Annotated in this window: 18 protein-coding genes; 13 read left to right on the top strand and 5 right to left on the bottom strand. The window is 35.9% G+C overall.

The window, feature by feature from the left end:
- Positions 1 to 154 precede the first annotated feature (154 nt).
- Positions 155 to 925 carry a 5'/3'-nucleotidase SurE gene (gene surE / locus DD829_RS04830; RefSeq protein ID WP_108408748.1) on the bottom strand — a complete coding sequence of 257 codons (771 nt, stop codon included), beginning with the start codon at positions 923 to 925 and terminating at the stop codon, positions 155 to 157.
- Between the two features lie 313 nt (positions 926 to 1,238).
- Here surE and DD829_RS04835 point away from each other — a divergent pair, with 313 nt between their 5' ends.
- Positions 1,239 to 3,368 carry a carboxy terminal-processing peptidase gene (locus tag DD829_RS04835; RefSeq protein WP_108410110.1) on the top strand — a complete coding sequence of 710 codons (2,130 nt, stop codon included), beginning with the start codon at positions 1,239 to 1,241 and terminating at the stop codon, positions 3,366 to 3,368.
- Positions 3,369 to 3,438: 70 nt separating this feature from the next.
- Here the strand turns inward: DD829_RS04835 and DD829_RS04840 are convergent, their stop codons facing one another.
- Complete coding sequence (locus DD829_RS04840) at positions 3,439 to 3,942, bottom strand: superoxide dismutase family protein (RefSeq protein WP_108410109.1); 504 nt, start codon at positions 3,940 to 3,942, stop codon at positions 3,439 to 3,441.
- A 145-nt stretch (positions 3,943 to 4,087) separates the two neighbouring features.
- Between DD829_RS04840 and DD829_RS04845 the strand changes: the two genes are divergently transcribed.
- From DD829_RS04845 to DD829_RS04885, 9 genes are all read left to right on the top strand, one after another.
- Positions 4,088 to 4,990 carry a GyrI-like domain-containing protein gene (locus DD829_RS04845; protein ID WP_108410108.1) on the top strand — a complete coding sequence of 301 codons (903 nt, stop codon included), beginning with the start codon at positions 4,088 to 4,090 and terminating at the stop codon, positions 4,988 to 4,990.
- Positions 4,991 to 5,215: 225 nt separating this feature from the next.
- Positions 5,216 to 7,456: a TonB-dependent receptor gene (locus DD829_RS04850; protein ID WP_108410107.1), complete on the top strand. Its 2,241-nt coding sequence runs from the start codon at positions 5,216 to 5,218 to the stop codon at positions 7,454 to 7,456.
- A gap of 70 nt (positions 7,457 to 7,526) precedes the next feature.
- The gene (locus DD829_RS04855; protein WP_087706720.1) at positions 7,527 to 8,177 is read left to right on the top strand and encodes a hypothetical protein; all 651 of its coding nucleotides are present in this window, start codon (positions 7,527 to 7,529) and stop codon (positions 8,175 to 8,177) included.
- A gap of 309 nt (positions 8,178 to 8,486) precedes the next feature.
- Positions 8,487 to 9,809, top strand: coding sequence for a 2TM domain-containing protein (locus tag DD829_RS04860; RefSeq protein WP_108410106.1), 1,323 nt, complete (start codon positions 8,487 to 8,489; stop codon positions 9,807 to 9,809).
- 5 nt (positions 9,810 to 9,814) lie between these two features.
- The gene (locus tag DD829_RS04865; RefSeq protein WP_108410105.1) at positions 9,815 to 10,123 is read left to right on the top strand and encodes a 2TM domain-containing protein; all 309 of its coding nucleotides are present in this window, start codon (positions 9,815 to 9,817) and stop codon (positions 10,121 to 10,123) included.
- Between the two features lie 30 nt (positions 10,124 to 10,153).
- Positions 10,154 to 10,720 carry a methyltransferase family protein gene (locus DD829_RS04870; protein ID WP_108410104.1) on the top strand — a complete coding sequence of 189 codons (567 nt, stop codon included), beginning with the start codon at positions 10,154 to 10,156 and terminating at the stop codon, positions 10,718 to 10,720.
- A 387-nt stretch (positions 10,721 to 11,107) separates the two neighbouring features.
- Positions 11,108 to 11,401, top strand: a complete 294-nt coding sequence (locus DD829_RS04875) for a 2TM domain-containing protein (RefSeq protein WP_076391027.1) — start codon at positions 11,108 to 11,110, stop codon at positions 11,399 to 11,401.
- Between the two features lie 35 nt (positions 11,402 to 11,436).
- Entirely contained in the window at positions 11,437 to 11,712 is a 276-nt protein-coding gene (locus DD829_RS04880; RefSeq protein WP_108410103.1) for a 2TM domain-containing protein, read from the top strand.
- Positions 11,713 to 11,770: 58 nt separating this feature from the next.
- Positions 11,771 to 12,514, top strand: coding sequence for a LytR/AlgR family response regulator transcription factor (locus DD829_RS04885; RefSeq protein WP_108410102.1), 744 nt, complete (start codon positions 11,771 to 11,773; stop codon positions 12,512 to 12,514).
- A 47-nt stretch (positions 12,515 to 12,561) separates the two neighbouring features.
- Here DD829_RS04885 and DD829_RS04890 read toward each other — a convergent pair whose 3' ends face one another.
- Positions 12,562 to 13,458, bottom strand: coding sequence for a hypothetical protein (locus DD829_RS04890; RefSeq protein WP_108410101.1), 897 nt, complete (start codon positions 13,456 to 13,458; stop codon positions 12,562 to 12,564).
- A gap of 112 nt (positions 13,459 to 13,570) precedes the next feature.
- Here DD829_RS04890 and DD829_RS04895 point away from each other — a divergent pair, with 112 nt between their 5' ends.
- Both DD829_RS04895 and DD829_RS04900 read left to right on the top strand, forming a co-directional pair.
- Positions 13,571 to 14,332 carry a glycine-rich domain-containing protein gene (locus DD829_RS04895; protein ID WP_108410100.1) on the top strand — a complete coding sequence of 254 codons (762 nt, stop codon included), beginning with the start codon at positions 13,571 to 13,573 and terminating at the stop codon, positions 14,330 to 14,332.
- Positions 14,247 to 14,699 (top strand): hypothetical protein, encoded by a 453-nt coding sequence (locus DD829_RS04900; RefSeq protein ID WP_228408129.1) that lies wholly within the window; start codon positions 14,247 to 14,249, stop codon positions 14,697 to 14,699. The genes DD829_RS04895 and DD829_RS04900 overlap by 86 nt, the downstream gene beginning before the upstream one ends.
- Positions 14,700 to 14,771: 72 nt before the next feature.
- Here DD829_RS04900 and mnmA read toward each other — a convergent pair whose 3' ends face one another.
- Complete coding sequence (gene mnmA, locus DD829_RS04905; protein WP_108410099.1) at positions 14,772 to 15,959, bottom strand: tRNA 2-thiouridine(34) synthase MnmA; 1,188 nt, start codon at positions 15,957 to 15,959, stop codon at positions 14,772 to 14,774.
- A 117-nt stretch (positions 15,960 to 16,076) separates the two neighbouring features.
- On the opposite strand from mnmA, the gene DD829_RS04910 reads away from it, so the two are divergent.
- Positions 16,077 to 16,604 (top strand): hypothetical protein, encoded by a 528-nt coding sequence (locus tag DD829_RS04910; protein ID WP_108410098.1) that lies wholly within the window; start codon positions 16,077 to 16,079, stop codon positions 16,602 to 16,604.
- Here DD829_RS04910 and DD829_RS04915 read toward each other — a convergent pair.
- Positions 16,601 to 17,551, bottom strand: a complete 951-nt coding sequence (locus DD829_RS04915) for a Gfo/Idh/MocA family protein (RefSeq protein ID WP_108410097.1) — start codon at positions 17,549 to 17,551, stop codon at positions 16,601 to 16,603. The genes DD829_RS04910 and DD829_RS04915 overlap by 4 nt on opposite strands.
- Positions 17,552 to 17,713 lie beyond the last annotated feature (162 nt).

A 17,713-nucleotide genomic window follows, 5' to 3' on the forward strand; every position in this document is an offset into this window, starting at 1 on the left:
AAAAAGTTTTATGAAACACGTTTCATAAAACTTCCTCCAAACAGCCTAACAATGAGTTTTTGATAGGATTCTACCAACTATTTTTCAGTATTATGCCTGATTCTTTTGTTTGACGACGTCGAATCTTCGATTTCAAGACAAAAGAATATTTATTTTAATCAAACTTCATCACTTCATTCAGCGTATTCATATACTCATAAGCTGTAAGATCGAATTTCACCGGAACAATAGAAATATATCCGTTTGCCAAAGCGGTTTCATCAGCATCTTCAGATTCGTCCATATTGTTGAAATAGCCTGTAAGCCAGTAATATTTTTTCCCGTGAGGATTTACTCTTTCATCAAAGCTTTCTTCCCATTTTGCTTTAGCCTGTTTGCAAACTTTTACGCCTTTTATTTCCTCTTTCGGAAGCTTCGGAATATTCACATTTAAAACAATTCCTTTCGGCATTGGGTTTTCCAGAGTTTTTCTTACAATATTCTGAATATATTCTTTCGCCTGTGTAAAATCTGCTTCCCAACTGAAATCCAGCAAAGAAAATCCGATGGCAGGAAGACTTTCTACACCCGCTTCAACAGCAGCAGACATCGTTCCCGAATAAATAACATTGATGGAAGAATTTGCTCCGTGATTAATTCCTGAAACCACAATATCCGGTCTTCTCGGAAGAATTTTATCAAGAGCCATCTTTACACAGTCAACAGGAGTTCCGCTGCACGAAAAATCCTTTTGCGGACCGTCGAGATGTACTTCTTCGTAACTTAAAGTAGAATTTATGGTAATCGCATGACCTTTACCACTTTGTGGAGAGTTGGGCGCTACAACAACTACTTCTCCGATTTCGTTCATAAAACTGATAAGATTTCTGATTCCCGGTGCTGTAATTCCGTCATCATTTGTAACCAGAATAAGTGGTCTTTCCATATAAATTTTTTAATTGTAACAAATATAGTGTAAAGAGTTTCTTTGGAAAAACTTTGCGTTTAATTATTGTATGAATTGTTTATGCTTTTTTATTCATTTTTCCGAAAACTAAATTTTAAAAACGTTTAATTATCTTTTTTTAAAGTACAATCTTAACAGTAAAAATGTAACGGAAAACGGATTTTAATAAAATTTCTTAAAAGTGACAGATATTTAGAAATAAGGTATTAAATTTGATAGTTTGTAACGGAAAATAAAAAATTACTACTCATTAAAATACTTTTTTAAAATTAATAAAATACATTACAGATTTATGTGGAAAAATTTTAAGCTAAATAAATTTTTACTCCTAATTCCATTAACAAGTCTAATGTTTTGTTTCAACTCGCCAAAGAATGATGACGAAAAGATGCAGACGATAATGGTGAGCGTAAAAAATACACTTTCTTATTTGCATTACAGCCCAAAACCCATTAACGATGCCTATTCTAAAGATGTTTATAAGCATTATTTTGAAATGGTAGATCCGGGAAAAAGATATTTCATTCAGTCCGATATGGATGAGTTTGGCAAGCACGAAACGAAACTGGATGATTACATCAATCAGGGAGATCTTACTTTCTACAAACTTACCATCGACAGATTATACCAGAGAGTAGACGAGATCGATAAAATTACACAGGATATTTTCAGTAAACCGATTAATCTGGAAGAAGATGAAACGCTTATTTTAGAACCGAAAATGAAAAAAGTTCCGGCAAACAAGCAGGAGCAGTATAATGAGTGGAAAAAATTCATCAAATACAATATCCTTCAGGAAATTGAATCGATTAACAGCAAAGAAGAAGCTCAGAAAGAGAAAAAAGATTCTGTACAGAAATATAATCTGAAAGATACCATAAAATATCAGCCTCTTGCGCCGGATCAGAAGCTTAAAAAAGCAACCGATGAGGTGAAAGATCTTGTAAAAGAAACCTTTACGAGATTCAAAAAGAGAAAGAAAATGGATTGGTTTACAGTGTATATGAATGCCTATACGGAAGTTTTCGATCCGCACACCAACTACTATTCTCCAAAGGATAAAGAAGATTTCGATACCAATTTCACCGGAAAAGTAATCGGAATCGGAGCCATTATTCAGGAGAAAAAAGGAAATCTTTATTTGGGTGCTTTAACGATCGGCGCTCCGGCGTGGAAATCAAAACAGCTTTCCGAAGGAGATAAAATTTTAAAAGTAAAATCTAAACCGAAAGAAGATGCCGTAAATGTTGTGGGAATGCTTTCTGATGAAGCGGTAAGACTCATCAGAGGAGAAAAAGGAACTCCGGTTACTTTAACCGTTCAGAAAAAAGACGGAACAATAAAAGAGGTTACCATGATTCGTGAAGAAGTTGCCATTGAAGATACTTTCGCGAGAAGTATTATTGTAAACTCTCCGAATGGTAAAAAATACGGATTCATCAATTTACCAAGCTTCAACGCAGATTTTGAAAATCCGAACGGAAGAAATGCTTCTGATGATATTAAAAACGAAATCATCAAGCTTAAAGCTCAGGGAATAGAAGGAATTGTTCTGGATCTTAGAAACAACGGAGGAGGTTCTTTAACGGAAGTGGGAGACATCATGGGACTTTTCATGCAGGCAGGACCTTATGTTCAGGTAAAAGACGGAAACGGGAAAATTCAGACCTTAAAAAATAAAAATGAAACTCCGATCTGGACAGGACCATTGGTGATTATGCAGAACGAACTTTCCGCTTCAGCCTCAGAAATTTTAGCAGGTGTGATGCAGGATTACGGCAGAGCAATGATTATCGGTTCGCCTCAATCATTCGGAAAAGGAACAGTGCAGACTTTTGTGGATCTAAACAGATTCTTAAATACAGAAGACGATTTCGGATCTTTAAAACTTACCATCCAGAAATTCTACAGAATTACAGGAGAATCTACCCAGAGAAAAGGAATTGTTTCAGATATTAAAATGAAAGATCTTTTCTCGTATGCAGAAGTAGGAGAAAGATATGATGATTATGCTCTGGCTTGGGATAAAATTCCTTCCACAAGCTTCCAGAAGCTTAATTATTTCAACATTCAGGCGTTGGAAAAAGCAAGCAACGACAGAATGGCTAAAAATGCAAAATATCAGTTGCTGTTAGAATCCGCTCAGTGGAGAGAACAGCTGGATAAAGAAGAGACCATTACTTTGAATATCAATAAATTCAATGAATTGATGAAGCAGAGAAAAGCACAGATCGAGAAGTTCAAGTCTCTGACGAAATTTGAAAACGGCCTTCAGTTTACTTTGTATCAGAATGAAATTGAAAGAGAGAAAAAAGATGAAGCCTTCAAGAAAAAATCTGAAATCTGGATCAAAAATCTTAAAAAAGATCTTTACCTTCAGGAAGCAATGAATATCATTACAGACATGAGTGTAAAATCTTAATATTCAGATCAAAATATAAAAATACCGCTAACAAAAAGTAGCGGTATTTTTTATTGATAGAAGCGAAAAACTACTTAATCTCCACACAACCCACTCTTCCTCCTGCATTTCCGGTTGGCTGCGTATGAAAATCGTCGGCTGCGGCGTGAATAATCATTCCTTTTCCGATGATATTTTTAGACTCATCAGAACATCCGAGACACCATTTATTCGTTTTAAAAGTCAGCGTTGCCACACCATCCTGATTGGCCACAAGATTTCCGATATCTCCCATGTGGAAATGTTCAGCACCCCATTTTCCATGATCGTTTTTCGATGGATTCCAGTGTCCTCCCGTTGAAGTTCCGTCTGCTGCAGAACAGTCTCCCTTTTCGTGGATATGTACCGCATGAATTCCCGGAGTAAGATTCGTAACATCCAGTTTCATAACAACTTCATCTCCTTTTTGGGTAAACTTTGCCGTTCCGCCCGTTTGTGTGTTGCTTTTGGAAAGGATCTGATACGTATTTGTTGTTCCGCATGAAACCGCAAAAAACGCACATCCTGCCAATAATGCTAATGTTGTACCTTTCATTTTTAAATGATTTAAAGTGATTGTCGGATAAAGTTAGACAACATTTTTCAAAGCGCATTATGATTCCTATCTTTTTTCATAAATAGCAATAAAAGACAAACCAATTTCATCCGATGTCGATACCTTTGCAGGAAATGCTTTTAAATTGGAAGAATACAGAAAAAGAATGGTGAAAGCTATTCAGTACATTGATAACAATCTCGATACCGAACTTTCTTTAGAAAAAGTTGCGGAAGTTGCAGCGTATTCTCCCTTTCATTTTCACAGGATTTTCAGACTGATGACCAATGAAACCCTCCAAAGCTATATCATCCGCAAAAGAATTGAAAAAAGCGCCTTTTATTTAGCCGTAAAAAAGAACATAAGTATAAAAAATATTTATCTTGAATTAGGTTTCTCCAACCATTCTGCGTTTAACAAATCATTTAAAAAGCATTACGGAAAATCTCCCTTAGAATTCAGAAAATCGGCTCCCGAAAAATTTCATAAAATTCAATTAAAACAAAGCAAGAACGGACAAATGGATGCAGTTTTTCAACAATACATTTGCAATATAGAAAACCTGTTAAAATGGACATCAATGAATTTAAAAATTAAAATTACCGAACTTCCGGAGATGAATCTCGCAGCAGTGATGAGCCTTGGAATTGCGAATGTTGAATCCTCTTACAACACCTTAATAGATTGGGCAACCGAGAAAAAGCTATTTCCCCGAGAGAATCTAAAAATGATTTCCGTTTATCACGATAGCTTTAAAGTTACTCCGCCAGATAAAGTACAAATTCATGCTTGTCTGCTCTTGGAGGAAAAATTACAACAACAGGAAAACCAGATTTTCCCAGAAATCCTTGAAGCCGGAAAATTCATTGTCGGAAGCGGAGAAGTCACCTTAAATGACTTTGAACAATGCTGGGTTTCCCTTTTTCTTTGGATGAATGAAAACCATTATTCTGTAAGAAAAGCTTTTCCTTTCGAAATCTACCACACCAATTACAAAGAACATCCGGAAGGAAAAATGCTCGTCGATTTCTGCATTCCCATCAATTAAATTCAGCGCAGTTTAATAATACAATTAGTGGTAAAATTCCTCTCCTTTGGAGGGGTGGCGAAAATTCAAAGAATTTTTGACGGGGTGGTCAGTTTATTTTCCAAAGTAAATTTTCTGCAACAAAAAAACAAAAACTACCACTCAGATTCCAAAAACTACCACTCAGCAAAAAAAATTTAAAAACAGCGAAAATTCGTCATACTTTTGAATCGAAATAAAACAGCTATGAAAACAAAATTATTATTTCTTACCACTTTTTTATCATTTGCACTAAGTTTTGCTCAAACCAAAATTTCGGGAAGAGTTACGTACAAAAATAGAGGAGTAGGAGAAGTAAATGTTACCCTGAAAAATACTTACGACGGAGCCACAACCGATTCCAACGGAAACTTCTCTTTTGAAACCACAGAAAAAGGCAGCCGTGTTTTAGTTTTTACCCATCCGAAATATATTGATGTTGAAAAACCGATTGTTATTGAAAATCAGGAAGTTTCTGTAAATGCAGAACTGAAAGAGCAAATTAATGAAATTGATGCGGTAGTCGTTTCGGCAGGTTCCATTGAAGCAAGCGACAAAAAAAGAGCAACAGCTTTACTTACTCCGATTGATATCTACACAACAGCCGGAGCGGACGGACAGATTACATCGGCATTAACGTATCTTCCGGGAGTTCAGAAAGTAGGCGAAACAGAAGGTCTTTTTATCCGTGGAGGAACAGGAACAGAATCCAGAATTTTCATGGATGGAAGTTTAATCAATAATTATTTCTCCAATTCAGTTCCGGGAATTGCAGGAAGAGACCGTTTCAATACCTCTCTTTTCAAAGGCAATGTTTTCTCAAGCGGCGGATATTCTGCATTGTACGGTCAGGCTCTTTCGGGGGCACTGATGCTGGAAAGTGTAGATCTTCCGGATCAGAGTTCTTACGATTTCGGTGTTTCTCCGATCTTTTTAAACGCAGGATTTCAGAGATTGGGCGATAATAAAAACTATTCTTACGGAGCTAGTCTTGGATATTCAAACTTAAAGCTAATGCAGGAAATTTTCAATTTTAATACCAATTTTTCTGAAGCTCCACAAAGCGTAAACAGCGATCTTAATTTCAGATTTAAAACAAAATCGGGCGGATTTTTCAAATATTACGGAAAATATGATTCCAACAGAATGGCAGTGCAGACTCCAAGTCTGGAACCGGAAGATTATGACCTGTCTCTCGTGAAACTGAAAGGAAAAAATACCTATCATAATCTCTCTTTCAAGCAGAAATTCGGAAAATATTTGCTGAATGCAGGAGCATCTTATTCCTATAATCAATCAGACCTTGATTTTTCAACCCAAAAAGATGAAACCCAAACCGGAAGCACAAAACTTCTGAATGACGGAAATTACATCAATTTCAAGACAGTTTTAGAAAGAAAAATAAATAAAATCAGCGCATTAAGAGGAGGTTTTGAACTGAATAGTACCAGCGAAAAATTAAACTTTAACGATTTTGTAACGAAAAACTACAAAGACCTGATCTCTTCAGCGTTTGCAGAAACAGATTTAGGGTTCAGCAATCAGTTATCAGCAAAAATAGGAGTAAGAGCAGAGCATTCTTCCTATCTTGGGAAAAACAATATTGCACCTAGACTGGCTTTAGCATATCGTCTTGCCAAAGACTGGACTAGCTCTTTCGCTTACGGACTTTTTTATCAGAATCCCGAAAGCAGATACATCAACGGTCCTGCAAATTTAGACTTTCAGAAGTCACAGCATTATATTTTTCAGGTGCAGAGAACAACGGAAGGAAGAAGCCTGAGATTTGAAGCTTTTTACAAAAAATATGATGATCTTCTGAAGGTAAAAAACTTACAGTACATCGACGGACAGAATCAATTTGTTCAGACAGCGGATAACAACAGCGGTTTTGGTTATGCAAAAGGACTGGAATTATTCTGGAGAGATAAAAAAACATTCGACAATATCGATTACTGGATCAGCTATTCATTTTTAGATTCAAAAAGAGATTTTATGAATTATCCGATGAGTTTAAAACCGAATTTTGCTTCCGAACACACCCTTTCCGCAGTAGCCAAAAGATTTGTTCCGGAATGGAAAACAGGCTTCAATATTTCCTACACCTATGCAAAAGGCCGTCCTTATTACGACATCGCAACACAGGATGTGAATGGTGAACAGAAATATTTCGTTAGACACGAAGGCAGTCTGAAAGATTACAACGCCTTAAATTTCAGTGTAAATTATCTTCCCAATTTAGGAAAGAAAGACTCAAAAACATTTACCGTTCTCGTATTGAGTGTATCCAATATTTTAGGATCGAAAAATGTATACGGTTACAATTTCTCAATGGACGGATCAAGGAGTTCAGCGGTTGTTCCGCCTGTAAATACCTTTGTTTTTGTAGGTGCATTCATCAGCTTCGGAGTCGACAAAACGCAGGATGCCATCAATAATAATCTGTAAAAGTTATTTCAATTCAATTAAAAATATATCTTTATTCAAAACAAAAATTAATTTAAAAAAATTAGAAAACATGAAAAAATACCTGTTAACCTTTGCTTTAAGTCTGATGAGTTTAACCGCTTTTGCCCAGACAGATTATGAAAAAATAATGTCTGATAAAATTGCCAAAATTGAAAACTGTAAATCTCTTGACGAATTCCAGACTCTGGCGAATGACTTCGACAGAATCGGGAAAAAAGAAACCAAAGAATGGCTTCCTGCATATTATGCCGCGTTTTCATACATTCAAAAGGGAAGAATGTTAATGAGAGAAGGTAAAATGTCTGAGCTTTCAACACAGGCAAATATTGCAGAAAAATATCTGGATCAGGCGGAAAACATTGCCGGAAAAGACAATGCAGAAATTCACCTGCTGAGAAAAATGTCGTATTCCCTTAAAATGATGGAAAATCCTACCGAAAGATACATGACAGACGGAATGAAAGCCATTGAAGAATTGAAAAAAGCGGAAAATCTTGATCCCGAAAATCCAAGAATTGCCCTGATAAAAGCGGAAGACACTTACTTCACTCCGGAGCAGTTTGGAGGAAGCAAAACAAAAGGGATGGAACAGTTTAAAGATGCTTTAACGAAGTTTAAAACCTACGTTCCAAAATCTAAAATCGCTCCCAACTGGGGAAAAGCAGAAGCTGAATATTTTGTAAGCGGAGCTGCAAAATAATGTGAAAAGTCTGTTTAAACTTTTATTTAACGACAAAAGCCACAAAAGATTTTGATGCATTTTAAAAAGTTAATAACCTCAGGAATAAAAGAACACAACAGTTTTTAAAAATCTTTGATTTTTATTCTTTTGAGCGCTTTGATTATTATAGAAATTCACTTTAACATTGTCTTTTGTGCCTTAAAGTTTAAAAAAACCTTCTTCGCGGAAGGTTTTTTTGTGCCCTTCAGTCACAAAAAATGACGGTTCGGCGAAAAATTATTTTTAATACTTTTATTAAAGCCTAATTTTGAACCAAGAAAACTCACAATGAAATACAAAAGCATCATCATATTACTCTGGATATCGTTGGCAACAGCATTTTTCTTCTTTTTCGTTTTTAATGATGAAAAAACACTGGAAAATTTTGCCATTACCCTTTTGGTTTCCACCATGTATTCATTCGTTTTGGGACTGGGAAACGGCATGATCAACGATTTTCTCAACAGGAAATTCCCCTGGTCTGAAACCACAAGAACAAGAGCGATCATAAGCATCATTTCCATTCTCATCGCCAATACCATTTTGGTGTATTTCTGTAATTACATGAATTTCGTGGTGATTCAGAAGGCTACAACCGCCGAACAGTTTTTTTCCAGCAAATACAATGTTTCCAATTGGTTCATGATTAATATTGCCCTGCTTATTTCGGCTTTTCTTCATGCCAAAGGTTTCATGGAAGAACTTCGGAAAACGTCCAAAAAAGAAGTGGTTGAACAGAAGTTAATTGCCAAATCTGCCAATGCACAGTTTGAAAGTCTTAAAAACCAGTTAGATCCACATTTTTTATTCAATTCTCTGAATGTTTTAAGCTCGTTAATTGATGAAAACCCGAAACAGGCGCAGAAGTTTACTGCCTCAATGTCAAAGATTTACAGATACGTTCTGGAGCAGAAAGACAAAGAAATGGTTACTGTGGAAGATGAGCTGGAATTTGCCAAAACCTATTGCGAATTGCTGAAAACACGATTCGAGGACAGCGTAGATTTTGATTTTGAAGTAAAAAAAGAAGATTACCGAAGATTTGTCGTTCCGCTGTCTTTACAGCTTCTTTTGGAGAACTGCATCAAGCATAATTTTGCCACTTCTTCCAAACCTCTCATCATTAAAATTTTCTCTGAAAATGATACGTTGTGCATCGAAAATAATCTGCAGGTGAGAGAGCAGATCAAAGAAAGCTCCGGAATCGGTCTTGCAAATATTGTACAGCGCTATTCTTTACTCACCAAAAGAAATGTTTTTATAGAAAAGTCTGAAGATTATTTTAAAGTAAAACTTCCGGTACTTTCCTCTAAACCGGATGTTGTAAGTGAAATAGCCGAAACTAAAAATGAATCTTACGAACGCGCGCACAAACGGGTAAAAGAAATAAAAAGCTTCTACGGAAATCTCATTTCTTACTGCATCATCATTCCTTTTTTAATCATTTTAAATCTCATCACCAGTCCGGATCGTTTGTGGTTTTACTGGCCGATGTTAGGTTGGGGAATCGGGCTTGTTGCTCACGGAATGAGTGTTTTCGCTATTGGTAAAAGCTGGGAAGAAAGAAAGATCAGGGAAATTTTAGAAAAACAAAACAGAACATTAAAATAAGCATCATGGAACCGATAAGCAAAGATGATTTCAGATACAAAGAAGCGGAAAGACAGGTAAAAAGAATCAAAAGATTTTACTTCTCCGTCTTCATTTATATTGCGGTTAATATTTTCATTTTATATCTGAATTACACCGAATTAAAACCCGATGAATCTATTTTTCAGTTAAAATTTTTTGCACTTCCTTTTTTCTGGGGAATCGGAGTTGCCATTTCGGCAATGAGAACGTTTATTCCGGGGTTTATGCTTGGAAATAAATGGGAAGAAAGAAAAATTAAAGAACTGATGGAAAAGGAAAAAAACGGCAGATAAATTGTTCATCACTTCCAAATACCGTTTGATATGAAAACTTTACAGATTCTTTTCGCCATTTCTATGGTGGCGTGGTTTTTAAGCGAATTTCTCTACAAAAACATCCTGAAATCCGGTGAAAAAGACAATAAAAAGGATAAATCTACTCTAAATCTGTTATGGATTGCCATTCCGCTTTCAATTGTAAGTGCCGTTACGGTTTCTTACGTTATACGGTTTCCCATTTCTGATGAGGTCTGGATCTATTATTCAGGAGCCGTTCTGATATGGATCGGAATTATTTTAAGGTTCATCATCATTCGTTCTTTGGGAAAATATTTTACGGTTGACGTTACGATTAAAGAAGATCATAAAATTAAGAAAGAAGGATTTTACAAATATCTCAGACATCCGTCTTACGCTTTTTCATTGCTTACTTCGTTGGGTTTGGGATTGTATTTAAACAACTGGCCCTCATTGGCTTGGGCTTTCCTGATTCCTTTCATCGCATTCAGCTACAGAATTAATGTCGAAGAGAAGGCTCTGATTGAACAGTTCGGAGAAGAATATCTTGAATACCGGAGAAAAACAAAAAAGCTTATTCCTTTTGTTTATTAAATAATTAATTCACAGATTTTTAATCAACAAAACCTGCATTGAAAATCCTCACATTGTCATTTCGACGAAGGAGAAATCTAATTAAATTAACAAATCATTCGATATAAGAAATTGATTACAAATTTTGGCTTAAAGCCCATTTCTATTGATAATCGTATTTTAGATCAGATCTTTTTAAATTAAAAACACGCATTATACTTTCGCAGTTTTCTCAATAAACAAAGAAAAACATCAAAATCAAAAAATCCCGATTCTCCGTTGAGTCGGGATTTTTACAATTCAGGATGCATATTCTACGGTTCGGTCATTTAAAATTGATTTGAGGCTGTTTTCCGACCTACATTTGTCTCAACAAAAACAAACAATTAATCTTTAAAAATAAAAAATATGGAAACTTACACCAACAAAGAAGAATTAGCATACGAAAAAGCTTCAAGAAGAGTAAAAGAACTGAAAGGATTCTACGGAAACCTTACTTCGTATTGCCTTGTGATTTCATTTTTAGCTGTGCTGAATCTTTTAACATCGCCACAGTATCTTTGGTTCTTCTGGCCGATGTTAGGATGGGGATTAGGTCTTGCAGCGCACGCAGCGGGTACTTTCGGGATCGGAAGAGACTGGGAAGAAAGAAAGATCAAACAACTGATGGACGAGGAAAGAAAAAACACAAAATCTTTATAAATAGCATTTAATTTTAACTTTAAAAACAGATTATTATGAATTACAATCAGGCACAGGAAAGAGTACACGAGCTTAAAAAATTCTACAAAAGCCTTTTATGGTTTGGGATCGTGGCAGTAATTATTTTTGGAGACGATATTTTAGAAAAAGGAATCTTCGATTTTTCATTGTGGGACGGATCGATCATTCTTTCTATCTGGGGAATTATTTTAACCGTAAAAGCCGTAAAACTCTTCCTTCTGGATTCTGAATGGGAAAGAGAAGTGATGGAAAAAGAAATGAAAAAATCAAAAGAACCGCTGAAGTTTTAATATTGGCAATTTTTGATTACTTTTATTTCGAAATTATAAAAACTAAAACAGGAACTCAATGATCAAAACTGTTATTATCGAAGATGAAAAACCCGCTTCAAGAAAACTGGAAAGAATGCTTAACGAATTTCCTGAAATAGAGATCGTTGCAAAAATAGAATCGGTAGAAGAAGGAGTACAGTGGTTTTCGGAAAATGAACATCCGCAGCTCATCTTTTCAGACATTGTTCTGGGAGACGGTCTGTCTTTCGATATCTTCGAGAAAGTTCCGACAAAAGGGTTTATCATTTACACGACAGCTTTTGATCAATATACCTTAAAAGCGTTCAAGCTGAACAGCATCGATTATCTTCTGAAGCCGATTTTAGATGAAGATCTTGCCGGAGCGATCGAAAAATTCAAATCATTTATTCCTTCAGATAATTCTGTCAATTCACACGAAATTAAGCAGTTAATTAAAAAGGAGAAAAGCACGCTTTCCAGAATTTTAGTAAAGATCGGGTACAACCTGAAAATTGTACAGACCCACGAAGTAAGCTGTTTTTTCAGCGAAAATAAAATTGTTTATTTACAGACTCAGGAAAGAACGTATCCTTCGGATTTCACACTGGACGAACTGGAAGAGGTGCTGGATGAAAAGAAATTCTTCCGGGTAAACCGGCAGTTTATCATCAGTTCAGATTTTATTAAAAACATCCACACTTCACCTAATTACAAGGTTGAACTGGAATTTCAGCCACAGGAAGAAATTACCGTAAGCCGCGACCGCGTAAAAGATTTTAAAGACTGGTTGGTAAGTTAAAACCCAAAACAAAAAACTCTGAACCCAAAACCATCAACTATGATCAACTATCTGTAATCGATACGGTTAGATTCCGTGTCTTCAAGCTGTTTGATAATCGATTTCGGAATTTCATCGCTGTCGATCGGAAAACTGATGGAGTCTGAAATAAAGGTTTTCCGGTCTGCTTTCTGGAAAATTTCGAAAAGGGCAATCGGTTCCTGATTAAAACTGATACACGTACTTATAAAATGCAACTCATGGAGCTTATACTCTGGATTTTTCAGCTTTTCCTTGATGTCTTTTATTCTTGAGATAAAATGACGCTGCCGGATGAACGTATTGCTGTTCATGATGATAAAGACATAATCGGAATAGGCTGTTATTTTTCCAAAATATTTATGACGGTCGCCGCCGCTTCTTTCAACGAAATATTCTCCGGAAGTTTCAGATTTGTAGATTTCCGTTGCAGAACGCCAGATTCGGTCTTCTTTTGCCTGTAATGGATTTTCCGGAAGATTTCTGTTGTAGGAATACCAACAGCCGACAAGACGGTCCAGCAAAGCGGTGTTTGGCTTTACATTATTCATATCAATCCTCAGATCATTAAAATTGAATGATTCTGTATTGGAATTGATGAAATCGATATAACTGGAATATCCTAAGACTTTTACGATCGTGCTGAGTTTGGCAAGATTTGGCTTGCTCAACATCGCATTTTCATTCTGGTGATATTTCTTTAATTTATTGATAATCAAATGCTCATAAAGGTAATTTGAACCTAAAAGATCCGAGCTTTTTTTACTGTTGTTCTCTGAGTTTTCCTGTATAATCAGGTCGTTAAGTTCTGAAACAATATAAGACCATTCGGTTTTGGATACATCTTCCCAGTGATGTTTCTTCAGGAAATGCAACGCCAGAAAATTCATCAGTTTTTCTATGTGTAGTATATCTTCTTTTTTCATCTTTCAATTTATAAGACTAATATAAGATAATTTTAAAACTAAATGAGACTGTTGCAAGACTTTTATATCTCAACATCCAACGATATTTGAGTAGAAATTAAAAGTTAAAACAATGGAAACAAAAATGGTATTACAAAACGATCCTCTCTGGAACAGGCTTCAGGAATTCTCATTAGATGAATCTGCTGCCGATTTTCCCTTCTCAAAGAAACTGGCAAAAGAAGAAAACTGGACAGAAACATTTACCCGAAAAGCAATTGATGAATACAAAAAATTCGTCTACCTCTGCTGTAAACTTCCAAATGGTGCTTCGCCAAGCGAAATTATAGACAAAGTATGGCATATGCATCTCATTTACACGCAAAACTACTGGGAAGAATTCTGTCCGGAAATTTTGCAGCAGAAACTGCATCATCAACCTTCAAAAGGTGGAGAAAGCGAAAATGAAAAACACAAAAAGTGGTTTGCGGAAACTTTAGATAATTATGAGAAAATATTTGAGCAGGAACCGCCGAAAGATATCTGGAAACCGGCTCAAATTCCTTTAAAAAATAAAAAAAGATCGCCTCTTTTTAAAATTTTTCTTCTGTTAAGCAGTGCTTTGGTGATTTATTCCTGTACAGAAAACGATAGTGGAGGTTGGGGAATATTCTTGACTCTTATTTTCGTCTTTGTGCTGATCGTAATGATTATAAAAGCATTCAGTACACATCACGAATCCAATAAAGACAATAGAGATAACGGAAGTGACGGCGGCTTTTTTTACTCCAGCGGAAGCGACAGTTCTCATGGTGACGGAGGTTCCGGTTGCAGCAGTTCCTGCGAAAGCAGTTGTGGAAGCGGATGCGGTGGTTGCGGAGGTGGAGGAGATTAACCGAAATACAAGACACGTGAAAAAAATCCTTATCCACACAATTCCGGTGCTCATAAGTCTGATCTGGCTTATTACAATCAACCATACTTTAGATCCGATTTCTTTGAAAGGACACTATTTTCTCAAATTCTATTTCATTCTCGTCCTTGGATTTTATGCCTCTGTTTTTGCGCTGAAATTTTTTGGAGAAACCATTTCGAGAACAACTTTTTACTTCCTGATTTCTATATTTCTATTGGGAGTGGTAAAATTAGCCAGAGGAATTTTCTTAGGAAAACCAATCGGTTATTTAATGATGATTTTAATATTGGAAATTATTGTGTCTGTGTTTCTTAATTTGTTCTATGTAAACCATAAAATAAAATAGAAATTGATGTTTTTTCAAACAAAAAACCCGAAACTAAAACGCTTCGGGATTATTATTTAGATAAGATTTATTTTAGGAAATAACTCCGCTTCCGATCAGCTCTTCGCCGATGTACCACGATGCAAACTGTCCTTCTGCAATGGCAGACTGCGGTTCTTCAAATTCCACATAGAATCCTTCTTCAAACTGATATAAAGTTGCTTTCTGCAATGGCTGTCTGTATCTGAATCTTGCCATTACTTCCATCGATTCTCCGTTTTTCAGTCTCAGATCTTCACGAACCCAATGCAGTTCAGAATTATCAATTTTTAAGGCTTTTTTAAGCAGTCCCGGAAACTGATGTCCTTCTCCCACGAAAAGAATATTATTTTCCATGTCTCTGGAGATGATAAAACAGCTTTCTTTATGTCCGCCGATTCCAAGTCCTTTACTTTGTCCGATCGTGAAAAACTGAGCTCCCTGATGTTTTCCGATAACTTTACCATCTGTTTTTTTATAGTTGATTTTTCGGCTGAGGTATTCCAATTCTTCCTGTTTTGACGAAAATTCAGGCGTTTCTTCAGCAAAAAGGGGAGAATCTTTGAAAATTTCTACGATTTCGCCTTCTTTTGGAACTAATTGCTGCTGTAAGAATTGCGGTAAACTTACTTTTCCGATAAAACACAATCCCTGAGAATCTTTTTTATCTGCTGTTACCAAACCAATTTCTTTGGCAATTTCTCTAACCTGAGGTTTTGTAAGCTCTCCAATCGGAAATAATGCTTTAGAAAGCTGATCCTGACTTAGCTGACATAAGAAGTAGGACTGGTCTTTATTGTTATCTTTTCCGGCAAGAAGATGGAAAATTTCTTTTCCGTTTTCATCGAGCGTTGAATCTACTCTTGCGTAATGTCCGGTTGCGACTTTATCTGCGCCCAGAGACATTGCCGTCTTCATAAAAACATCGAATTTTACTTCTCTGTTGCAGAGAACATCAGGATTCGGAGTTCTTCCTTTCTGATATTCGTCGAACATATAATCTACGATTCTTTCCTTGTACAGATCGCTCATATCGATCACCTGAAACGGAATTCCAAGTTTTTGAGCCACCATTAAGGCATCATTGCTGTCCTCGATCCACGGACATTCATCTTCCAGCGTTACCGAAGCATCGTTCCAGTTTCTCATAAACAAAGCCACTACTTCATGACCTTGCTGTTGCAGCAGATACGCTGTAACACTGGAATCCACTCCTCCGGATAATCCTACTACTACTTTCATGTTATTTCAATTTTACGAAACTCTTAACGGGAGTTCTTGGTTTGACGCTGCAAAAATACAATTAAAAAGATTCGTAAAAAAGTGATAATTTTAGACATCGATAAAAACAATTTAAATATGAAAAAACTGATTATTTCTTTATGTGTTTCATGTTCAGGCTTGCTATTTTCTCAGGTTGCTGTAAATGCTTCTCCTGAAAATAATAATCGCTGGACTTTTGGAGGCGGAATCGGGTTTGGCTTCGGAAGTAACAATTACTTTAATCTTTCAGCGGCTCCAAGAGTGGGTTACCGACTTACTGACGATCTTGAAGGCGGAGTTTTGGGAAGTGTTTCCTGGCAGAAATCAAATGCTTACAGTTCTACAATGTTCGGAATTGGTCCTTTTCTGAATTATTATATTGCAAGAACGTTTTTCGTAAGTGCCAATTATCAGCATTATTTCATCAATTATAAAGATAAGTTCTATGATTTTAAAGCGAATGCTGATGAAGACGCTCTTTATCTTGGCGGCGGATATATGCAGAGAATCGGGAATAATTCTTATTTACAGCTTGGCTTGATGTATAATGTTTTATGGAAAGAAAATTCCAGTATTTTCTCAAGTGGATTAGTTCCGAATATCGGATTTGTGGTGGGGCTTTAGGAATAAATTTTTTCCAGAAGATCAACCAGACCTAGACCGTCTTTCAGTAGAATAGCATTGTTTTTTTCTCCTCGCAAAGATTTGAAGATCTCCAGATACATTTCTTTAAGGTTTTCTTCATTGGAAGTAGATGGAATCTCAAATTTCTCGGGACAGTCGGCGATATGCTGGAACGTAATTTCATTGAAATACTGTCCTGATATTTTAAGAGTGCCTTTCTCTGCAATAATATTAAGTGAAGTCTCCTGATTTTTTTCAAAAACAGAAGTGGTGAAATTAACGGAGACTTTTGTTCCTGTTTTACCCTGAAGAACGAGTAGGGCAGTATCTTCAATTTCTGAGATATTAAAGTTTCTAAAAGAGGTTAAATCTCTGAAAAGAACAGCAAAATCGTCTTTGAAAACACAGCATAAAAGATCCAGAAGATGCGAAAACTGGGTATATAAAATGCCTCCGTCCATATTCTTTTTTCCCTTCCAGGAGTCTTTAATGTAATATTGTTCACCTCTGTTCCAAAATGCATTGAGCTGAATATTATAGATCTTCCCTAGTTTTTTAGATTCTACAAGTTCGCTTAGAAATAAAGTTACAGACGAAAACCTGTTCTGCATAACCAGAAAAACACGGCAGTCATTCTGAAGCGCAGTTTCTCGAAGAACATAGGCTTGTTCAAGATTAAATACAAAGGGCTTTTCAATGAGTACATTGTATCCATTTTCCAAAAGGATTTTAGTGTGCTGGAAATGAAGATAATTCGGTGTGGCAACCACAACCAGATCTGTCTCTAATTTTTCTTCCAGAAAATACTCCAGAGACTGAAAATGAATATCAGAATTAGGTTCTGAATGTGAGTCTATTTCCGCATTAATACGAACGTTAGAAATCTGCTCCAAAATAGCTTTATGTTTTCTGCCCATAAAACCGGTTCCTAATATAGAAATATTCATATTTTTTTATTGAGCCGTAAAAATACTAAAAAGTTAAGATTTGCCGATAATTAAGAATATTGTTTTAAGGCATAATACTGAAAAATAGTTGGTAGAATCCTATCAAAAACTCATTGTTAGGCTGTTTGGAGGAAGTTTTATGAAACGTGTTTCATAAAACTT

It is taken from the genome of Chryseobacterium sp. HMWF035 (assembly GCF_003094695.1).
Classification (GTDB): domain Bacteria; phylum Bacteroidota; class Bacteroidia; order Flavobacteriales; family Weeksellaceae; genus Chryseobacterium; species Chryseobacterium gambrini.

Bases quoted from the DNA above. Each gene is read 5' to 3' on its own strand.
- surE (WP_108408748.1), bottom strand. From the start codon at position 925: ATGGAAAGACCACTTATTCTGGTTACAAATGATGACGGAATTACAGCA.
- DD829_RS04835 (WP_108410110.1), top strand. From the start codon at position 1,239: ATGTGGAAAAATTTTAAGCTAAATAAATTTTTACTCCTAATTCCATTA.
- DD829_RS04840 (WP_108410109.1), bottom strand. From the start codon at position 3,942: ATGAAAGGTACAACATTAGCATTATTGGCAGGATGTGCGTTTTTTGCG.
- DD829_RS04850 (WP_108410107.1), top strand. From the start codon at position 5,216: ATGAAAACAAAATTATTATTTCTTACCACTTTTTTATCATTTGCACTA.
- DD829_RS04855 (WP_087706720.1), top strand. From the start codon at position 7,527: ATGAAAAAATACCTGTTAACCTTTGCTTTAAGTCTGATGAGTTTAACC.
- DD829_RS04860 (WP_108410106.1), top strand. From the start codon at position 8,487: ATGAAATACAAAAGCATCATCATATTACTCTGGATATCGTTGGCAACA.
- DD829_RS04865 (WP_108410105.1), top strand. From the start codon at position 9,815: ATGGAACCGATAAGCAAAGATGATTTCAGATACAAAGAAGCGGAAAGA.
- DD829_RS04870 (WP_108410104.1), top strand. From the start codon at position 10,154: ATGAAAACTTTACAGATTCTTTTCGCCATTTCTATGGTGGCGTGGTTT.
- DD829_RS04875 (WP_076391027.1), top strand. From the start codon at position 11,108: ATGGAAACTTACACCAACAAAGAAGAATTAGCATACGAAAAAGCTTCA.
- DD829_RS04880 (WP_108410103.1), top strand. From the start codon at position 11,437: ATGAATTACAATCAGGCACAGGAAAGAGTACACGAGCTTAAAAAATTC.
- DD829_RS04885 (WP_108410102.1), top strand. From the start codon at position 11,771: ATGATCAAAACTGTTATTATCGAAGATGAAAAACCCGCTTCAAGAAAA.
- DD829_RS04890 (WP_108410101.1), bottom strand. From the start codon at position 13,458: ATGAAAAAAGAAGATATACTACACATAGAAAAACTGATGAATTTTCTG.
- DD829_RS04895 (WP_108410100.1), top strand. From the start codon at position 13,571: ATGGAAACAAAAATGGTATTACAAAACGATCCTCTCTGGAACAGGCTT.
- DD829_RS04900 (WP_228408129.1), top strand. From the start codon at position 14,247: ATGGTGACGGAGGTTCCGGTTGCAGCAGTTCCTGCGAAAGCAGTTGTG.
- mnmA (WP_108410099.1), bottom strand. From the start codon at position 15,959: ATGAAAGTAGTAGTAGGATTATCCGGAGGAGTGGATTCCAGTGTTACA.
- DD829_RS04910 (WP_108410098.1), top strand. From the start codon at position 16,077: ATGAAAAAACTGATTATTTCTTTATGTGTTTCATGTTCAGGCTTGCTA.
- DD829_RS04915 (WP_108410097.1), bottom strand. From the start codon at position 17,551: ATGAATATTTCTATATTAGGAACCGGTTTTATGGGCAGAAAACATAAA.